11 protein-coding genes and 1 pseudogene are annotated in these 20,441 nt (G+C 37.3%); 8 read left to right on the top strand and 4 right to left on the bottom strand.

The genetic code is table 11. The annotated features are described in order from the left end of the window. The first annotated feature begins 39 nt into the window (after positions 1–39). From ACM55M_RS05355 to ACM55M_RS05320, 8 genes and pseudogenes are all read left to right on the top strand, one after another. Positions 40–3,015, top strand: a complete 2,976-nt coding sequence (locus ACM55M_RS05355; protein WP_416856551.1) for a glycosyl hydrolase — start codon at positions 40–42, stop codon at positions 3,013–3,015. Positions 3,016–3,073: 58 nt separating this feature from the next. Continuing rightward, positions 3,074–4,426: a glycoside hydrolase family 88/105 protein gene (locus ACM55M_RS05350; protein ID WP_416856550.1), complete on the top strand. Its 1,353-nt coding sequence runs from the start codon at positions 3,074–3,076 to the stop codon at positions 4,424–4,426. Next, a complete protein-coding gene (locus tag ACM55M_RS05345) occupies positions 4,423–5,763 on the top strand; it encodes a TolB-like translocation protein (protein ID WP_416856549.1) in 1,341 nt (446 codons plus the stop codon). The genes ACM55M_RS05350 and ACM55M_RS05345 overlap by 4 nt, the downstream gene beginning before the upstream one ends. 46 nt (positions 5,764–5,809) lie before the next feature. Further along, positions 5,810–7,138, top strand: a complete 1,329-nt coding sequence (locus ACM55M_RS05340) for a rhamnogalacturonidase (RefSeq protein ID WP_416856548.1) — start codon at positions 5,810–5,812, stop codon at positions 7,136–7,138. Between the two features lie 86 nt (positions 7,139–7,224). Next, positions 7,225–8,358 carry a glycoside hydrolase family 43 protein gene (locus tag ACM55M_RS05335; protein ID WP_416856547.1) on the top strand — a complete coding sequence of 378 codons (1,134 nt, stop codon included), beginning with the start codon at positions 7,225–7,227 and terminating at the stop codon, positions 8,356–8,358. A gap of 89 nt (positions 8,359–8,447) precedes the next feature. Beyond that, a pseudogene (locus tag ACM55M_RS05330) lies at positions 8,448–8,837 on the top strand (beta-xylosidase family glycoside hydrolase); the annotation flags it as partial. A gap of 59 nt (positions 8,838–8,896) precedes the next feature. Next, on the top strand, positions 8,897–10,336 hold the full coding sequence (locus ACM55M_RS05325) for a family 43 glycosylhydrolase (RefSeq protein WP_416856546.1): 1,440 nt from the start codon (positions 8,897–8,899) through the stop codon (positions 10,334–10,336). A 143-nt stretch (positions 10,337–10,479) separates the two neighbouring features. Further along, the gene (locus ACM55M_RS05320) at positions 10,480–12,969 is read left to right on the top strand and encodes a glycosyl hydrolase 115 family protein (protein WP_416856545.1); all 2,490 of its coding nucleotides are present in this window, start codon (positions 10,480–10,482) and stop codon (positions 12,967–12,969) included. A gap of 168 nt (positions 12,970–13,137) precedes the next feature. Here the strand turns inward: ACM55M_RS05320 and ACM55M_RS05315 are convergent, their stop codons facing one another. From ACM55M_RS05315 to ACM55M_RS05300, 4 genes are all read right to left on the bottom strand, one after another. Continuing rightward, on the bottom strand, positions 13,138–14,448 hold the full coding sequence (locus ACM55M_RS05315; protein ID WP_416856544.1) for a right-handed parallel beta-helix repeat-containing protein: 1,311 nt from the start codon (positions 14,446–14,448) through the stop codon (positions 13,138–13,140). Positions 14,449–14,578: 130 nt separating this feature from the next. After that, a complete protein-coding gene (locus tag ACM55M_RS05310) occupies positions 14,579–16,087 on the bottom strand; it encodes a rhamnogalacturonan acetylesterase (protein ID WP_416856543.1) in 1,509 nt (502 codons plus the stop codon). 17 nt (positions 16,088–16,104) lie between these two features. Then, positions 16,105–18,972 (bottom strand): glycoside hydrolase family 2 TIM barrel-domain containing protein, encoded by a 2,868-nt coding sequence (locus ACM55M_RS05305; RefSeq protein WP_416856542.1) that lies wholly within the window; start codon positions 18,970–18,972, stop codon positions 16,105–16,107. Positions 18,973–18,994: 22 nt separating this feature from the next. Then, positions 18,995–20,308: a rhamnogalacturonan acetylesterase gene (locus ACM55M_RS05300; protein WP_416856541.1), complete on the bottom strand. Its 1,314-nt coding sequence runs from the start codon at positions 20,306–20,308 to the stop codon at positions 18,995–18,997. Positions 20,309–20,441 lie beyond the last annotated feature (133 nt).

Below are 20,441 nucleotides of genomic sequence, written 5' to 3'. Positions count from 1 at the left end.
CAGATGAAAATTCGATATTTTTTAAAGGCGCTGGTTTTCATGTTATTACTATCAATTCTGATATTAACGGCATCGTTCATTATAAAGGATACCAACCTTTATGAAGATAAAACAGCTAAAGATTTTGCTGATGCAAATGGTCCAGCTCCATATATTTTATGGCAATGGATGAATGGCTGTGTAACCAAAGAGGGAATTACATCTGATTTGGAAGCATTTAAAAAAGTGGGTATAAAAAATGTTCAACAATTTTTGGTAGGCGGATCTGAAGCCGATATTACCGACCCAAATATTACCGTTTTAGGTGATAAATGGAACGACTTAATGAAATTTTCATTAGACGAATGCCAACGATTAGGACTTGATTTTGGAACTCATAACTGCCCTGGATGGTCATCAAGTGGTGCGCCTGGTCTAAAGGTGGAAGATTCTATGCAAAAACTGATTTGGGTTAAAACATCGGTTTCCGGGAAAACGGCTAAAGGAACTACTATTGCCAAAGGTGAAATAGAGGTAAAATGGAATTATTATAAAGATATATGCTTGATTGCTATACCCAAAGACGCAACAATTCTCACTAAAGATAACATCATCGTTATTACAGATGGTCTTGATAATGCTGATCGATTAAAAAAATCACTACCGGAAAGGCAATGGGAAATAGTGCGATTTGGACATACCACTACCGGAGAAATGAATCTAACTGCCCCACTATCCGGACAAGGTCTGGAAGTAGACAAAATGAGCCGAAATGCACTTGACAAATTTTGGACTTTATATCCTGAAAAATTAATAGACATGGCCGGAAAACATGCTGGAAAAACATTCAAGCGACTTGAAATTGACAGTTATGAAGCGGGATTACAGGACTGGACTCCCAAAATGGCAACCGAATTTAAAAATCGCAGAGGCTATGAATTACTTCCGTGGCTGGTGGTTACTGCCGGATACATTCTGGAGTCAAAAGATAGTACGGAACGTTTCAAATACGACCAGCAACGAACCATTAACGAACTTTTTGCCGATAACTATTACGGATATCTTGAAGAATTGGTCCATAAAGTTCCAGGATTGGAACTTGTAGTTGAACCTTATGGAACGGGAAAGAAAAGTTTTGATGAAACAGCTATTCGTGGTATTGGGGATATCGTTATGTGTGAATTTTGGACAAAACCAACCACTTGGGGCTGGGAAACCCTTTTGCCAGTTTCCAGTAATGCACATATAAACGGTAAAAAAATTGTGGCAGCAGAAGCTTTCACAGGCCAACCACAGTATGCTTTCCAGATTGATCTTGCCGATTTGAAAGCCACAGGCGACCAAGCATTTTGTGAAGGAGTAAACCTTTTTGTACTTCATGCCAGTGCGCATCAACCATGGCCGCAATTGAAGCCGGGGATGACAATGGGATGGTGGGGGACGCAATTCGGTCCATCACAAACTTGGTGGGATCATGGCGCGACGGAGTGGGTACAATATTTAACACGCTGTCAACTCCTGCTTCAAAAAGGCTTGTTTGCGAGTGATTTGTGTTATTTACAGCTCTACAGACAAAAGAAAACATTTATTCCGGAGGGTTATAAAGCAGATGTTTGTAATGAAAAAGAGTTGCTGACCCGTTTCTCCGTTAAGGATAATAAACTGGTCCTTCCCGATAATATGACCTATAAAATGTTGGTATTGCCAAACCGTTGCAAGATAGAACCGGAACTTGCCCGTAAAATAGAAAAACTGGTCAATGATGGAGCCATTGTAGTTGGAAATGGATTTACAGGTAGTCCAGGCTTAAACAACTTTGCGGTGGTTAATCGCGAAATGCGAAGTATTAGTGAACGTTTGTTTGGTTCGTTTGGAGCAAAAGATGTCACTGAAAAAAAAGTAGTAAACGTGGGTAAAGGAAAAGTCTATTGCGGCTATTCTGCGGAGGAAGCTTTGGCATTAGAAAACATTTCGAAGGATGTTGAGGTATTAGACAATGAAAAAAATCTTGCCTGGATTCATCGAAATGATGGAAATGAAGATTATTATTTTATTTCAAATCAAGCATCAGAAAATAAATCATATAGGATAAACTTTCGAATAGAGAATATGAAACCGGAACTTTGGGATCCTGTTTCCGGAAAAATGACGAATGCATTAGTGTGGAAAAATATTAACAACCAAACTATGGTAACGCTAGACATGGAAGCCAATGGCTCTTGTTTTGTTGTATTTCGCAAAAAAAGTGAAAGCCAATTAAATTCCATTAAGAATATTTCGCTAAACGGTGAGGATTTAAAAATAAACTCTTATCTAACACGAGATAATCAACTGATTTTAAATAAAAAAGGTGTTTATAAAGTAAATTTTCAAGACAATAAAACCATTACAAAAAAACAGGATAAAGAAGCTGAAAAGATGCTTTTAAACGACAATTGGGATGTTCGTTTTCAGGAAAATAGTGGAACACCATCGGCTGCTCATTTTGAGAAACTCATTTCATGGCCATTGCATTCGGATTCCGGTATTCGGTTTTTCTCAGGAACTGCACATTACAACAAATCGTTTCAACTCCATTCAAAACAGTTGAAATCCAATAAACGTATTTTATTGGATTTAGGGAAAGTAAAAAATATTGCCACCATTACGGTAAATCAGAAAAAAGTTGTGGTGATTTGGAAACCTCCATTCTCGGTAGATATAACAGACTATTGTAAGGCAGGTGAGAACCAATTGGAGGTGATGGTTACTAACCTTTGGCCCAATCGTATTATTGGTGATAAAACAGAACCCGAAGATTGTGAGTGGGGACCTATTCGTGACTTTCCTTATGTGAAACCCGTTCCCATAATTGGGCGGAACCTTCAAACGGTACCTGAATGGATTATTAATAAAACAGCGCGTCCGAGTATAAATCGCATTACTTTTTGCACAATGGATTTGTTCGAAAAAGACACGCCATTATTAGCTTCAGGATTAATTGGACCAGTACAAATAAATATTGAGGACATTTGGGATTTAAAAAATAATAAATAACAACTTTCATATTTAATAAATAACTAACTAAAAACCATAAATTTAAAATCATAACGCTATGAAACATTACCACATCCCAGTTGTAGCCTTGCTTTTTTTGGGCAGCCTAACTTCAGTAAATGCGCAAAAAAACGATGCAACTGCCCCGCTGCACTTACTTCAACCCGATTACCCTACACATTATGGAGCTCCTAAAAAAGATAGCATCAAAAAGGTATTGGACAGAGTTTATAAATTTCTGGATGCAAATTCAGCTTCTAAAATTGTAAATGCAACCACAAAAGCCGAAATCACGAATTATAAAAAAGGCAATGAAGACATCATGTTTGAGCCAGGTGCTTTTAGACTTACCAGTTACGAATGGGGAGTTACTTATGCGGGAATGCTTTTAGCTTCTAAAGCTACGGGCGAAAAATATTTTGCTGATTATTCTAACAAACGAATCAAATTAATCGCCGATATCGCCGAAAATTATCAAGAGAAAAACATCAAAGATAAAGACATGCTCAAAACCTTGCATCCTGAAGCATTAGATTTTGCAGGAGCACTTTGTGCAGCCTTTATAAAAGCAAAGCAAGAGGGACTAAAAGCAAATGTAGATCCGCTGATTAATAATTATATTGATTTCATCAGCAACAAACAATTTAGATTGCAAGACGGAACTTTGGCCAGAAACAGACCTCAAGACAACACACTTTGGTTAGACGACATGTTCATGAGCGTACCTGCACTTGCCCAAATGGGTAAATATACAGGAGATGTTAAATATTTTGATGATGCCGTAAAACAAGTCAACCAGTTTTCGGGGAGAATGTTTAATAAAGAAAAAGGAATTTATATGCACGGTTGGGTGCAATCCATGGAAGACCATCCTCAATTTCACTGGGGTAGAGCTAATGGTTGGGCAGTGATGACAATGGTTGAATTATTGGAAGTTTTGCCTAAAAACCACCCAGGATATGCAGGAGTTTTGGCGCAATTGCAAGCACATATCAAAGGATTGGCAAAATACCAAGACGGAACTGGTTTTTGGCACCAATTATTGGATAGAAATGATACTTATCTAGAAACTTCGGCAACAGCCATTTATACCTATTCAATTGCCAGAGCCATTAATCGTGGTTATGTTGATAAAATGACTTATGCACCAGCGGTTCTATTGGCTTGGAATGCAGTAGCCTCCAAAGTCAATGACAAAGGACAAGTAGAAGGAACTTGTGTGGGGACAGGAATGGGATTTGACCCTGCATTTTATTACTATCGTCCCATAAATGTATTTGCAGCTCATGGTTATGGGCCTGTTTTATTGGCTGGATCTGAAGTGATTTTGTTATTGAAAGACAGCCAATTTGAAATCAACGATAGTTCAGTCCAATTAAAGATAGAAGGAAAAAATAACCAGCACAAATGAAAATTAAAATCCTTTTAAATACCATTATACTATTCGTTACGGCTACTACTTTTGGTCAAATTGGCACGCGGTTTGCTTCAGAAAAAAAAATAGTTAAAGACCCTGTTACGGGTCAGGAACTAATTTTTTTAACGACGAAATCGGCTGGTGATTCTAAAACATATCCAACGCATCCTCAATGGACTTCAGATGGGGAATGGCTCATATTTAGATCTAACAGAGTTAAAGGGGAAGCTATTGCCGTCAATGAAAAATCAGGTGTACTGGTCCAGGTTACAGAAGGAGGCTACTCGGGTACATTATGTATAGCGCAAAAGTCTATGAAATTATACTTTATGCGTAAAGGACCAGAGGAGAACATGCAAATCATAGAATTAAATCTGGGCACTGTATTTGAAGACAGTAAATCGGGGAAAATGAAACCCGTTGCTGCTTATGAACGCCTTTGCGGTATTACTAACCCGGAAATGGGAGCTTCCGGCGATATGGCATTGGATGCCGATGAAGAAAGAGTTTATTTTAGAGTTGGAAAAGAAGAAGCCGCTAAACATTTGACTGCCGGGGTTACTCTCGAAAAAAGTTTTGGACCCAGAAATATGGGCGCAGGTCCGGGAGGAATAGGCAGCATGAATTTGAAAACAGGCGAGTTGAAGCACGTGATATCCGTACCTTTTCAAATTGGACACATCCAATCGAATATATGGAATTCGGGCGAAATTATTTTTTGCTGGGAAACAGGAGGGAAGTCGCCGCAACGTACGTGGACTGTTATAGCAGATGGTACGGGTTTACGTCCTTTGTATCCTGAATCTGATTTTGAGTGGGTCACGCATGAGGCTGTAATTTCCAAAGACGAAGTAGCCATGGCCATTATGGGACATCGAAAAATTGATATTGAGAAGGATACTCCTGTGGAAGTTGCTGCAAACGGCGAGATCAGAAATCCGGTAAATCCGGGGCAAGAAAGTAATTGGGGAGCCACGGGAACTCGAGAAAAACCTACAGGTCTTGCCATTGTAAATCTGAGAACCAGGGAAATGATTATTGCAGGACAAACTAAAAGCGGCAGTGGTTTATGGCACGTTCACGGATCTGCTGACGGGAAGTGGGCAGTGGGAGATGATTTTTCGAGAAGTTTATATTTGATTGATCGAAAAACAAATGAAATGATGATGCTTACTACTGGTCATAAAGAAACAGCAGCAGACCACTTGCATCCTACTTTTAACAGAGAAGGAACAAAAATAGAAATACAATCGGCGATGCTTTCCGAAGACAATCGTTCTATGAATATATGTATTGTCAACGTACCGAAAGAATGGTTGAAACGTAAATAAGAAAATTAAATATAATAGTAACATAATACAATAAATTAAGAGTATAATGAGAAATATTTTCAGATTGTTAATTTGCCTTATCGGATTTTCGCAAATAACATTTTCGCAAAAAAATAATAATGACACCTTTCCTGATGGGACTTTAATCCCAAATTGGTTTAAAGATTACACTAAAATTGAATTAAAAAATTTGGGCAAAAAATATAGTGTCACTGATTATGGTGTAAGTAATGATAGTGCAAAAATTCAAACTCTCGCCATACAGAAGATTATTGACAAGGCGTCAGCAAATGGAGGAGGTGTAATTGTGATTCCGAAAGGTGTTTTTCTGAGTGGCGCTTTGTTTTTTAAACCTAAAACAAGTTTATATATTTCCGAAGGAGCTACTTTGAAAGGTTCGGATAATATTTCGGATTATCCAATCATGCCTTCACGAATGGAAGGTCAAAATTTAGATTATTTTCCTGCTTTAGTAAATGCTTATGGAGTTGATGGTTTCTCCATTTCAGGCAAAGGAACTCTAAATGGGAATGGTTCAAAGTATTGGGAAGCCTTTTGGGCAAGACGTAAAGTAAATCCAAAATGCACCAATCTAGAAGTTTCAAGACCCAGATTAGTATTTGTTTGGAATTCTAATAATGTGCAACTTCAAGATGTAAAATTGATTAATTCAGGTTTTTGGACCAATCATTTTTATAAATGTAATAATGTAAAAATATTGAATGTTTATATTTTTTCCCCGCACCTAGAAGCTAAAGCCCCAAGTACAGATGCCATCGATATTGATATTTGTTCTAATGTTCTTATAAAAGGCTGTTATATGTCTGTAAACGATGACGCTATAGCATTAAAAGGAGGCAAAGGACCTTATGCAGATCAGGATAAAAATAATGGTCCAAATTCTAATATTATTATTGAAGATTGCCATTTTGGATTTTGTCATTCGGCATTAACAAACGGAAGCGAATCGATTCATAACAGAAATGTGATCATGCGTAATTGCCAAATTGACGGAGCTTCAAGATTATTATGGCTTAAAATGAGACCTGATACGCCTCAAAGATATGAGTTTATTAGGGTTGAAAATATAAAAGGAGAAGCTAAAACGTGTCTTGCGATTTTTGCATGGAAACAATTTTTTGACTTAAAAGGGCGACCAGACGTACCCTTATCATACGGGGATAATATTACGTTAAAGAATATTGATCTTAAATGTGATACTTTTTATGGAGTAGAAAAAGATCCTAACGTTCGTTTATCCAATTTCACCTTTGAAAATTTGAATATTGAAGCTACTAATACGGCTATCGATAAAAGCATAATAAAGGGAGTAACTTTTAAAAATGTTTACATCAACAAAAAACGAATAGAATAATTCTTATCCATACTATATTGTGCCGATAGTACAGAATGCTATAAAAAAACGAAAGAGGAATTTAGACTTTTTTTAAATTATTAAATATGTTCAAAAACTGCTTTTTAAAGTATGTTAAAAATTTTTTAACTGTCGTAATCCTTTTTATTTGTAGCTTTTCAAATGGACAAGATCCCCCAAAAAAATTCCAAAACCCTATCCTGCCGGGATTTAATCCCGACCCTTCTATTTGTAGAGTAGGTGACGATTACTATTTGGTTACTTCTTCTTTTTCATGGTATCCGGGTATTCCTATTTATCATAGTAAGGATTTAGTAAACTGGGAGCTTATAGGGCATGGAATTACTCGTCCCGAACAACTTAATTTCAATGGCATAAAGGATAAAAACGGAATTTGGGCGGTTACCATTCGATATCACAATGGATTGTTTTATCTCATAACAACCTGTTCTGATTGTGGTGGAAATTTCTATATCACCGCTAAAAATCCTGCTGGACAATGGTCTGATTCTGTCTGGCTAAAAGATGCGGCCAGAATCGATCCTTCATTGATGTGGGACGATAATGACAAATGTTATTATTCTGGAAACAGCTGGGATTTTAAAAAATCATGGGCGGGACAATGTGCTATTTGGGCACAAGAATTGGATTTAAAACAACAAAAGTTAGTTGGTGAAAAAAAAATACTAACTTATGGATATGCAAATAATGCGGGTTATGCCGAATCCCCTCATATCTATAAAATAAATGGAGACTATTTATTAATAGCTGCCGAAGGGGGAACAGACATGTATCATTCCATTACAGCACATCACAGTTCTTCGATATTAGAACCCTTTAAAGCTGATAAAATAAATCCCGTATTATCACATCGGCAATTAGGAAAGGATTATCCAATTCAGGCGGTAGGTCATGGCGATTTGGTACAAACCCAGAACGGAGACTGGTGGGCAGTCGTGCTTGGCAAAAGACTTGTAGACGAACAAATACCGCTTTCCCAGGAAACATTTCTATGTAAAGTAAATTTCGAAAATGATACACCAATATTTAATCCCGGCTACGGAAAATTTTTACTGGAGCAGGAGCGTCCTAACCTTCCATGGACACCTGTAAAAATAGAACCTTTCAGAGATGAATTTAATTCGGATAGTTTAGCCTTAAAATGGCACACCGTCAGAACACCTAAAGAAAAATGGTACAGTTTGGACAAGGGTTTTTAACCTTGAAACTGCGTCCACAAGTCGTAGACAGTTTAGGTAATGCATCCATGCTTATACAACGCACCAGTCATGTTTAATTTTCAGCGTCCACTAAATTAAATTTCAAAACCTCAAAGGAGAACGAACAAGCCGGTTTGATAATTTACCGCACAAATGAAAGTTATTATATGCTTATGAAAGAAAAGCCACGAATTGTGTTAATTAGAAAGTTTAATGGTAAAAAAGAGATTATAGCGGAAGCTCCTTACACTAAACCAGAAGTTTATTTTAATGTTAAAGCAGACAAATTAGATTTGCAGTTTAGTTTTGGCGAAGCATTAGACCACATGAATATTATTGGTGGTATACAAAGCTTATTGGTAATTTCAGAAAGCAGCGTTAATAAATTTAATGGTACAGGTATTGGTGTGTATACAACCAGTAATGGTCAAATAAGTAAAACCAAAGCTTCTTTCGATTGGTTTGAATACAAATATTAGAAATAGTACAGTATACTATTAAAAGCAGAAAAAAATAATTTAGATTAAAAAAATCATATATGTTCAGAAATAGTTATTCCATTTTCAGACAATTAAGCAAAAAAATATTTTGCATTATCTTTTTAATCAACTCTTCCTTTTTATTTGCACAACTCCCGGGGAAAATGGAAGCCATATATTCTGGAACGCCTTGGTTTGACCAAAACGGAAATGTTGTAAGTGCACACGGCGCCAATATCATTAAAGATAAAGGTAAATTCTATCTTTTTGGTGAAGCCCATAGTGATACTAATAATGCTTTTGCTGGATTTAATTGTTACTCCTCAAAAGATCTTTATAATTGGAAATTTGAGCAAATAGCACTTCCTGTGCAAAATTCGGGTAAATTAGGTCCTAGCCGAGTTGGTGAAAGGGTTAAAGTAATGAAAAATCCTAAAACTAAAGAGTATATTATGTTTATGCATGCTGATTCGATTACTTATAAGGATCAGTTTGTGGGTTATGCGACTTCAAAAACGATTAAAGGCCCTTACGAATTTAAAGGCCCATTGCTTTTTAATGGCAAACCTATAAAAAAATGGGATATGGGAGTTTTTCAAGATAAAGATGGTTCCGGATACATCCTTATTCATGGTGGTGAAATTTATAAATTGGGCGACGATTACAAATCTGTTGTTGAGCAAGTAAATAAAAACATGACATCAGGATTTGAATCCCCTACCATGTTAAAAAAAGACGGTCTTTATTATCTTATTGGCTCAAACCTTACCAGTTGGGAACGCAATGATAATTACTATTACACTTCTAATTCGATCAGAGGCCCTTGGATATCCAGAGGACTTATTGCTCCGGAAGGGACATTAACCTGGAATTCACAATCAACTTTCGTATTACCTATTGAAGGGACAAAAGGCACTACCTATATGTTTATGGGCGACCGCTGGTCTTTCCCTAAACAGGCCTCATCGGCAACGTATGTTTGGCAACCTCTTTTAATATCAGGAACTTCAGTATCCATGTCTACTTATCAGGAAGCGTGGCAACCCAATACTTCAACTGGACTTGCAACTCCGTTGGAAACCTTTGATATAATTATCGAAAATACGGACAAGCAAATTCAATATATTGGGAAATGGAACCATCTCAATAATAAAGATTTAGTGTCTGAAAGTAAATCAGACGACAAAGACGCCTCTTTTTCAATCAAATTTAGCGGTCGACAAATTGCTTTATACAGTTATGTGGGGACCGAAAACGGTTATGCGCGAGTGGTACTGTCCGATAAAAAAGGACATCCACTATTAAGCTCCCTGATTGACCTATATAGTAAATCAGCTCTGTCAACACCAGTATTCGTCTCTCCACTTTTAAAAAAAGGTGATTATAACTTAACCGTTTATGTAACAGGGGAAAGATCAAATTGGTCTGATAAAAGTAAAACAAATTATGGCAGTACCGGAAACTTCGTTTCTCTTGACAAAATAATAATAAATAACTAGACTTTCCGAAGACAATAAATCAATAAATAGCTGCATTGTTCCAATATCGGAATAGCAGCTAAACGAAATAAAAAGATTGATGCTCAAAATGCGGATATCAATAAAAAACGAATCAAGTAATTTTTGAAATTAAATAAACCGAAATGAAAAAAAGCTTCCTTATTTTATTCCTACCACTATTCTATTTCTTTACCATAACTTCTTATAGTCAGGATAAGAGTGCAATAAATTATTCCATTATAACTTCAAATCAAACAGCGACTATTTTTATTGACAGTGATACCGATGAATTAGTGGTTTGGGCAGTGAATGAATTGGCTGACGATATTCAAAATATAAGCGGTAAAAGACCTCAAATTGCTACTGCCAAAACGTTTTCGAACAAAGGAATATACATTGGAAAAGTATCTAGTGCGCTATTCAAATCAAAATTAATACAGCAAAAATTATCAGGTCAATGGGAAAAATTTTGTATCAATAAAGAAAAAGATAATCTTTTGGTAGTGGGAAGTGATGTCCGAGGGACAGTATTTGCAATTTTTGAAATGGCGGAACGTCTGGGTATTTCTCCATGGAAATGGTGGGCAGATGTTCATCCCATAAAAAAAGAAACAGTGTCGCTAAAATTACCTAAAAACGGCATTATTTCATCGCCATCAGTACAATACCGTGGCATTTTCTTAAACGATGAAGATTGGGGATTACAGCCTTGGGCAGCCAAAACTTTTGAAACCGAAACAAAAGATATTGGTCCTAAAACGTATGAGAAAATATTTCAATTGCTATTGCGTTTGAAATCCAATACCATTTGGCCAGCCATGCATCCGTCTACAAAAGGTTTTTTTACGATTGCCGGAAATAAAGAAATAGCTCAAAAATACCATATCATTATAGGTTCTTCCCATGCCGAACCCATGCTAAGAAATAATGTTGATGAATGGAAACCAAAAATTCATGGTGATTATAATTATTTTACCAATAAAATACAAGTAGATAAATATTGGCAGGATCGATTAGATGAATTGAAATCTGCTCAAAACGAAACGATCATGACTTTAGGAATGAGAGGCGTACATGACAGTAAAATGGAAGGTGCAAAAGATTTACAGGAGTCTGTCACGATGGTGGAAAAGATAATTGGTGTGCAGCGTAACATGCTATCCAATACTTTTAAAAAACCTTTAAAGGACATTCCTCAAGCATTTGTACCCTACAAAGAAGTGTTAGAAATGTATGATAACGGACTTAAAATTCCTGAAGATGTCACTTTAGTCTGGCCTGATGATAATTATGGATACATTAGACGCTTAAGCAATACCGAAGAGCAAAAAAGACCCGGAGGCGGTGGCGTTTATTATCATTTAAGTTATTGGGGAAGACCTCACGATTACCTTTGGCTAAGTACCACCCAACCTGGTTTGATATGGTACGAAATGAAAAAAGCCTATGAAAATGGCGCAAAAAAAATGTGGATTGTCAATGTGGGTGATATCAAACCAGCCGAGTATGATATGGAGTTCTTTCTGGATATGGCTTGGGATATCAATAGCATCAAATCAGATGGGATTAAGCACTATTTAAAAAACTGGATCAGCAGAGAGTTTTCTCCATACATGGCAGAAGATTTAAGTGCTGTATTTGAAGAACATTACCGATTGGCATTCCTCAGAAAACCGGAATACATGGGATGGAGCCAGACAGAGCCAACAACACCAATAAAACTTTCCGATTTTACTGCAGAAGAATCTTTGGAAAGAATAAAAGCCTACGATAATTTGATTAACAAAATAGGTGACTTGTATTCTACTGTTGCAGTAGATACGTCATCACCTGTTCCCGATGAAAGAGAGGATGCTTATTTCCAATTGGTGGTTTACCCAATTGAAGGAGCGGCATATATGAACCATAAATTTTTATATTGGAATTTGGCGGCATTGACAACCGATTTGAAACAAAAGGAAAAATATTTGAATTTATCGGCGAAAGCTTTTGAGAAGATCAAAGAACTCACGGCATATTACAACAACGGCTTGAGTAAAGGAAAATGGAATGGGATGATGTCGATGCATCCGAGAAATTTACCGGTTTTCGATTCCATAAAAACATTGCCAAAAGAAATTCCAGTAAAACAAAGTCCAAAATCCGTGATTACGATACAGGCAAACAAATTTGTTGCCAGTAAAGCCTCCAAAAACTATAAATGGGAAACGATTAATGGTTTAGGGTTCAGTAATAATGCAGTTACTTTATTTCCATTCAAGCACAGTTATTTTAAGGATGTAAAACCTTCAATTTCTTATGAATTTGTAGTAGATAATACAGGTAATTACGAAATAGAAATTCATTTGCTCCCAACTCATGCTAACAAGTTTGACCATGAAGTAGGAGTACAAATAGACGGAAAAGAAACAAAGTCTTTTTTGATTAACACCAAAGATAGAGATACTGCATGGAAAGAAAATGTATTACGAAACAGTGCGATTATAAAATTGCCAGTTTCATTTGCAAATATTGGAAAGCATACTGTCACTATCACAGTCAATCAAACCGGAATTGTTTTAGATCAATTGGCTGTTTATCTTTTGGAACAGGGAGGCTCTTATGAAATACCAGCCTATAAAGAAGAAAAATAAGTGCTGTTAAAAAATAAAAACACCCTCCTGAAATCTGATTTTTGGGAGGGTGTTTTTATTTACAGGAATGAACCATCATAAAAAAACTATGCACAAAAAATGTCTTTTTGAGAAAAACAAGTTGCATGGTACACAGAATTAGTTATCAGTAGTTTTAAAAAGATTAACCTATTCAAAACAACCTAAATCAGGAGCGGTTCCTTTAAATGGAAACCCAATAGCAGTTCCAGCGTTAATTATATTACTTGCAGCATTTAATCTAAAGAAATTATTTTTAGGCAGACTTCCATCAGCTTGTCTGGGAGCCGTTAAAAGCGTTTCATCTAGGCTTAAAAAATCGGAATCATTAATCGTTAGATTGAGGTCAAAATAATTGTGGGTTAACGTACAAGCAGATTTGTCGATATCCGTCAATTCTTTTTCCGTGGCTTTGTAGCCCAAGTTGTTGCTCATTACATGAGCCCAGCCTGGAACATTGGTGAGATAATCCGCCGTGTTGGCAGCTTTTCTGTTCAGCATATTATAGTTTCTCTTATTTCGATACGCCGAATTATTATACCAATTGCTTCCGTTTAAATGATGATTGGAATAAAAACCACTTTGCTTGTTTCCCACCACCAGACAAAACCGAATAGTGTTCCGAGGTATTGGATTAGGTATTTTGTCCAGAGGACTACCACCATAACCGCCAACCTTAAAACCATTGCCGTCGGCACGGCTTATAAAGTCCGAGGTATAGCCATTGTAAAAAGCCCAACAATTTTCAATTAAAACAGTTTCTCCAGAATTAATTAAATCAAAGCCGTCATCACTATTAAACCAAGCGCGACATCCTCTAAAGATGTTGTTTTTATTGCCAATAGGAGCGTGGCATCCAAAACCATCGGTATTTCCTCCTTTGCCACCTTCGGATACTGAATCCCAATTTCTGAAGGCATCACAATTTAATATTAGGTTATTGGAACCTTTCAATATGTAAACGCCAATAGCCATATTATCATGTAGTTGCAGTTTTTCCAGTGTGTTATTGCTACCTTGAATCTCAAAACATTCGGATTGGGTATGGGTTGTTATTGTTACTTGAACACCAGTTATTTCAATGCCTTTGATGCGAATATTGCTTCCATTGACATAAAATGCTATAATGCGATAATTGGCGGGGGTAATGTTGTTATAATTAAATACTGGTGTTTCGTTTGGAAAAGCTAAATAACTGATTCCGCTTTTGTCCAGTTTGGTGACATAAGCCATAGCACGATTATATGCTGCTATTTGTTCTACTCTCATTGTATACATACCGCCTCTGATGTAAACGGTATCTCCAGCACTAGCTAATTCCTGGGCTCTTTTTATGGTTTCGACAGGCTTGTCTATACTTCCAATATTGGAATCTTTTCCATTCGGAGCAACATAATATTCGGCTGCAAAAGAATACAAACTGCTTACAAGGAATGTCAGTATTAGAATTTTATGTTTCATATATGTAAAAAATATTAGTCAGTTGTCATATATTGTCTCGCCTTTTTATTTATTGATGTTTGCTTGTGTAAACTTGTTGTTTGTGGCGATTTCATAAATATCCAATGGAGTTTTAAAATAGTGGATGAGATTATTTCGCGGAAATCTCAATATACTCTTTCAATCCACATTCTTTTATTTTTTTGAGACTCTCCGCTACGGTAAGTGCATTGAGATTGGCACCTTCGAAACCAGTATGGGTATGGTCTTTTGGGAAAAATGTTTTTACAGTCTCTTTGCCTAAAGCTTCGTATTTCAAGGCTACAATTTCGTTTAAATCGACATAAAAAGCGCCCGCATTAGTTGCCGCTATTTTCGACCATCCGCCATAAGAATCACTTCTGCGTTCTACTTTGTCGTTTGGCCATTCGTTTCTTGGAGTCTGGCTCAAAACGATAGGAATAGCTCCTTTTGCTTTGGCTTCTTTAATAAACGTTTCCATATACCACCCAAAAGTGTGCACTGTTTCGGTCAAACTGTCCCGAACTACTTCTTGGGTTTCATTGCCGTTTCCTTTTAGTGAACCCCTAAATTTTTCTTTATCAACCGCTCCGGCATCGTTATGACCAAATTGTATCATTACGAAATCGCCCGGCTTCAATTGATTTTTTACCGCATCCCACAATCCTTCCTTGGTAAAGGTGCGCGTGCTTCTTCCGCCGCGGGCTTTGTTGATGACTTCAATTCGCGTGGTGTCGCAATAGGTGGGAAAAGCAACACCCCAGCCCACGGCATTGGGATTCTCGCCATTATTCGCCATTGTCGAATCGCCAATTAAAAATACTCTTTTCTTGACAGGAAGAACAATTTTTGGATTTTTTAAAATATAATTTTTCAAGGAATTATCGCTTTTTTTCAATTCATTGATAATTACCGAAGCAGAAAGTACGGCTCCTTTCGCTGATGTATGGGTGTGGTCGCGTTTGTAGAAATAGGTTCCGGTTACTTTTGCTTCACCCAATTTTTCCATTTCGATGGCCATATTATCGTTGAGTTCGATAAAAGTCACTTTTTCTTGTTCAGCGATTTGTCGCGCCCACAATCCATAGGATTTATTGTTGCGAGGCACTTTGCCTTCCTTCCAATCATTTCTCGGAATCGAAGAACAAATCACTGGAATTGCACCTTTGGATTTGGCATCTTTAACCAGTTTTCTAATATACCAACCATAGCTATGAACGACTTCGTGTTTCTTGGTCAGCATATTGTCGATTTCTTCGGTTTCTTCACCAATCCCTTTGATAGTTCCTCTGGCTCTGGAATCATCATTTAAAGGCCCATCATCATTATGTCCAAATTGAATCAGCACATAATCTCCTTTTTTTAGTTTATTGTAAACAGGCAACCACAAACCTTTGTCTTGAAAAGTTCTACTACTGGTTCCGCCCAAAGCGTGGTTTTCGAGTCTAACTTTCGAAGTGTCCAAAAATTGGCCTATGTAATCTCCCCAGCCCCAAAGTCCACCGTCACCTTTGCCACTGCCATTTTTTACGGTTGAATCTCCAACGGTATAAACAGTTGGTTTGTTTTTTTGTTTTTCCGTAAAATTAAATAACAAAAATGCTAAACAGATGACAGAAAGTATTTTAATCAATTTCATATTTTAAGGTATAAATTTTATTTTTCAGTTAATGCTCTAAAATCGAACCAAAGATTCATTGAAATTCCATCATCACCCTTTTTGATACGGATGTTGGTAGCTTGACTTTCTGGCCCTTGGTGTTCCAAAGGTTTGAAATCACGCATTGCTGGAATTTCATACATAAAGGAAATGTCTCCTTCTGGAAATGCGGGTTGCGGATTGCTTCCCGGAAAACCGTTTTTAGGCAAATCGGGAGTGAATACTCGTAAAAATAAATTCTCGGATTCGCTAAATACTTTGAAAGATGATGCACCCGCTTTTAGATTCGCATCCATTACATTGGCGTGATAACCTTTGAACTCTGGATAAACCAAATTTTCAAAACTTTCCCCTGTTATGGTCGTGTTGTACTCTTTTTCCCAAATGCCATAAGTCGTTCCCTTGATTCTGTTTTTCCAAACGTGATATGGGCCTCTTCCAAACCATTTCATTCCCGTAACACCTTTTTCAGGAAAACTGAACGTGATTCCGAAAGCATTGATTTTATCTTCAAAATAAGCGCCGTCGAAACCACCGGCATTTTCGGCATTTTTCAGGGCAATTAGTTCCATTTTGAATCTTCCATCTGGATGCATTGTCCATTTTATGGAATGCAATCCACCAGAATATAGTACGGTACAAACCGAATTTTCGCCTTCTTGTACAACTTGAATTTCTTTTAGTTTGGCTTTCATCCCGATTGGGCGAGGGCCATTGGTCAGCGGAATTACTGAAGTGGCGTTTTTGACAGAAAGAATTTCACCTGTTGTTTTATCCAAAGTTACGCTGATATCGCTTCCTTTTAAAGTTACCTCATTGCCAGTTTGAACTGCAGTTGCTTTTGCTTTGGTCGTTTTGGCAACCAAAAACTTGTTCGCATAAAACTGGGCTTTGTGTATAGGCCAAGTCCAAGTATAAATTGCTGCACCGTGGATGTCATTTGCCGTTATGGACAAAACATCACCTTCGAAAAAGTTGGCTGGAACCGCAAATTTAATCTTGCGAGTTTCTCCAGGTTCAATGCTTGGAATGTCAATTTTTCCAGAGCTTAATGTTGCTGGAACGGTATTTGTATAAAGAATGTTGGCATCTGATTTCAGTACTTTATATTCCATTGTACAGGAATTCAAATTACTGAAAAGATAGTCATTGGTAACCAAAAATGCGCCATCAAAACTTTCGGTAATTTGTTTTGTTGCAAATTGAATGGGAGCCCAAACTTCTTTTACCGTATAATAACTGCCTTCTTTTTCACGGTGTGGTCCCAGAATTCCGTCGGCAGCGAGAGAACCTTTGGAATCAAATTTGGTGTCTCCTTTCCAATCCGAACGGAAAACCGCTTCGTCGAGCATTGCCCACATAAATCCTCCTGCAAACAAAGGACTTTGTTTGTAGCGCGTCCAGAAATCTTCCAAGGCAGCTCCGTGTCCGTTGTCGTAAGTTCCGTGCATAAATTCCGTTGGGAAAAACACATTTTCGCCACTATTAAATCGGTGCATTCCAGTTAAATAAGTTGGGTAGTGGTGCGTGTCCCAACCATTGAAATCAGCCCATGGGTGAATAACAATTCTTTTTTGAGGGTCATTATCTTCAAAAACTTTATCTACATCGTAATTCCAACCGCCTTCGTTACCATTGTCCCAAATAATTACGGATGGATGATTGACATCACGAGTAACCATTTCGGTGACTAATTTTGTTCCTAATTTGGTATCATACGAATTTTGCCAACCTGCCAATTCGTTCAAGACAAAAAGTCCCAAGGAATCACAAACTTCCAAGAAATGCTCGTCGGGCGGATAATGGCCACGCACGGCATTCATGTTCATGTCTTTTAATAAATTCCCGTCCAATACGCTGATGCGCTTGCTGGTGCTACGTCCGCCTTCCGGCCAAAAGGAATGACGATTGATTCCTTTCATTATGATTTTGGTACCGTTTACGTAAATTCCGTCTTTCTTTTTGAACTCCAAGGTTCGGAAACCAATTCTTTTTTCCACTTTATGAATCGCGGTTCCGTTTTGCTTTAACACCAATTCCAAATCGTATAAATTCGGTGTTTCCGTATTCCAAGGTTTTACGTTTTTCCATTGGGCAGCAATCGTTTCTTTGGTGCTTTTGGCTTTTATTGGAAAAGAAAAAGCGGCAAATTTTTCGCCATCCAAACCTTTTAAAGTTGCTTCGACAGTGGCATTCTTACCAATATTTTTAAGGTTCATATCGACAGAAATCGAACCATCCATTTTTGGATTCACCGCAATATGTTGAATTTGTGTTTTAGGAGAAACCTCCAACCAAACCGGACGATAAATCCCGCCAAACAACCACCAATCGGTTTTGCGTTCGGCTGCATTTACGGTATTGTTGCTGGAATGTTTCCACACGTGGACTTCCAGTACATTTTTGGCACCAAAGTTTAAAAGAGCCGTAATATCATACTTGAATTCATAAAAACCACCTTGGTGAATTTCTCCGGCCAACTTCCCGTTGACTTTCACTTCGGTATCGGTCATGGCTCCGCCAAAAGCGATTAGGATATCTTTGTCTTTATAATCGGCAGGAATTTCGAATTCATATTTGTACAAACCTTCTTCTTTGCTGGGTTCTTTTTGGTTCAATTCTTTATACCATCGGCCATAAGTATATTCGCCAAAACCTTCCAATTCCCATTGCGAAGGAACATTTATTTTTGACCAAGTCTTGCTGTTGTTGCCACCGGTGCAATAAAAATCCCATTGCACGGGATGTTCAAAATCTTTTCCAGAAAGATATATTTTGTCGGTTTGTTGTGCAAAACCGTTCAGCGCAGAAAACGCAGTAAGCGCAACAATAACAAAAGAGTGAAAGGTATTTTTATGTAACATAATTAGGTTTTTCAAAAGGGATTTAATTACCATCAGGTTTTGCAATTTCAAAGCGGGCACTCATCGGAAGAGTCCAATTCGAAATGTAATTCGGTTTCGTTGGGTCGTAAGCAGGAGTTTCTTTGCTGATGTATTTTTTCAAAGGAAGGTCAAGATCACGAATGCCTTTAATCACGCAAAGTGCAATTTCGTTAGCTCCAAAACTATTGAAATGCGTGTTGTCTTCCAATGCTTTTTCCTGTCCCGGAAAAGTATTGGCGGGATAATGTACCAAAGCATTTTTTGAAGCCTCAACACCCCATTTTTCATACAATTGAGTCGTCATTTGGGTAATGTCGATAAGCGGTACATTCATTTTTTTAGCTACGGCTCGCATGGCATCCGGGAAATCGCCATGTGTTGGTTTCAAAGTTCCGTCGGTATTAAAAGACCGGCGTTGTGTTGGGGTAACTAGAACAGGAATTGCACCTTTTTTTCGTGCCGTTTCAACATATTCCGTTAAATATTTGGAGTAGGATTCCCAAGCAGTATTCTCAGGGCCTTTTAATTTTTCGTCGTTATGAGCAAATTCAATAAACAAATAGTCATCTGGTTTTAGTAATCCGCTTATTTTTTTCAAACGATTGCTTCCCTTGAACGAGCTTAAAGCGGAACCTGAAACGGCATAATTGGCCACCACGACATTGTCATTAAAATAGTTGGGGATAAACTGTCCCCAAGACGCCCAAGGTTCTACATCTTGGTCGGTAACTGTAGAATCGCCAGCTAAATATACGACAGAGAGATTTTCTTCAGGAATGATTTTAATACTTTGGATAGATACAGTACCTAGAAATTCAAGAGTTAGTTTGCTGTCCCAATTGAAGGTGTCTTTTTCTCTATCTTTAAGACTAATATTGGTGGTAGCATCAATTTTGGCATTTCTAATATTTACATTAAAAGTCGTTGTTATTTGACTTCCTTTTTTTATAGAAAATTGGTTCAGCATCAGCCTTCTGGATTCTGCTTTTATGGTAATATTCGATGCTTTTTCTTTGCTTCCCATAGTTACTTCAATTCTATAATTTCCCTCGGGAACTGCTACTGAAAAGTAAGTTGGTTTTTCGGCAGTAAAAGCAGTAGGACTGATTTTTATATTTTGAGCAGTATTAAAATCAAAACCATAACCTCTTTTTGAATCGAAGATCAATTGAGAATCAATGAGCGTTCCTTTCTGAGATTTTCTCTTACTCCCGAAACAAAATAATTGGGTCTTAGTAGAATTTACATCAGAAGTTGGAGTCTTTTCTTTAGAGATGGGATTTTTATGCTCTTGCAGTAAATAATTCGAATGCATAGAAAAAAGTTCGCCCGGCAGATAACATAAAAAAACAAGTAATAATAAACGTCTAGTATTTACCAACGGTATAAGATTTAAATTTAATAGTTTTTCAAAAATAACGGTTACTTTTTAATATAGTATCCTGTAC

Origin of the sequence: Flavobacterium galactosi, assembly GCF_048158585.1 — a bacterium.
Taxonomy (GTDB): Bacteria; Bacteroidota; Bacteroidia; order Flavobacteriales; family Flavobacteriaceae; genus Flavobacterium; species Flavobacterium galactosi.
This window is presented reverse-complemented; position numbering and strand designations above follow the sequence as displayed.

Bases quoted from the DNA above. Each gene is read 5' to 3' on its own strand.
- ACM55M_RS05345 (WP_416856549.1), top strand. From the start codon at position 4,423: ATGAAAATTAAAATCCTTTTAAATACCATTATACTATTCGTTACGGCT.
- ACM55M_RS05335 (WP_416856547.1), top strand. From the start codon at position 7,225: ATGTTCAAAAACTGCTTTTTAAAGTATGTTAAAAATTTTTTAACTGTC.
- ACM55M_RS05340 (WP_416856548.1), top strand. From the start codon at position 5,810: ATGAGAAATATTTTCAGATTGTTAATTTGCCTTATCGGATTTTCGCAA.
- ACM55M_RS05305 (WP_416856542.1), bottom strand. From the start codon at position 18,972: ATGTTACATAAAAATACCTTTCACTCTTTTGTTATTGTTGCGCTTACT.
- ACM55M_RS05350 (WP_416856550.1), top strand. From the start codon at position 3,074: ATGAAACATTACCACATCCCAGTTGTAGCCTTGCTTTTTTTGGGCAGC.
- ACM55M_RS05310 (WP_416856543.1), bottom strand. From the start codon at position 16,087: ATGAAATTGATTAAAATACTTTCTGTCATCTGTTTAGCATTTTTGTTA.
- ACM55M_RS05320 (WP_416856545.1), top strand. From the start codon at position 10,480: ATGAAAAAAAGCTTCCTTATTTTATTCCTACCACTATTCTATTTCTTT.
- ACM55M_RS05355 (WP_416856551.1), top strand. From the start codon at position 40: ATGTTATTACTATCAATTCTGATATTAACGGCATCGTTCATTATAAAG.
- ACM55M_RS05300 (WP_416856541.1), bottom strand. From the start codon at position 20,308: ATGCATTCGAATTATTTACTGCAAGAGCATAAAAATCCCATCTCTAAA.
- ACM55M_RS05325 (WP_416856546.1), top strand. From the start codon at position 8,897: ATGTTCAGAAATAGTTATTCCATTTTCAGACAATTAAGCAAAAAAATA.
- ACM55M_RS05315 (WP_416856544.1), bottom strand. From the start codon at position 14,448: ATGAAACATAAAATTCTAATACTGACATTCCTTGTAAGCAGTTTGTAT.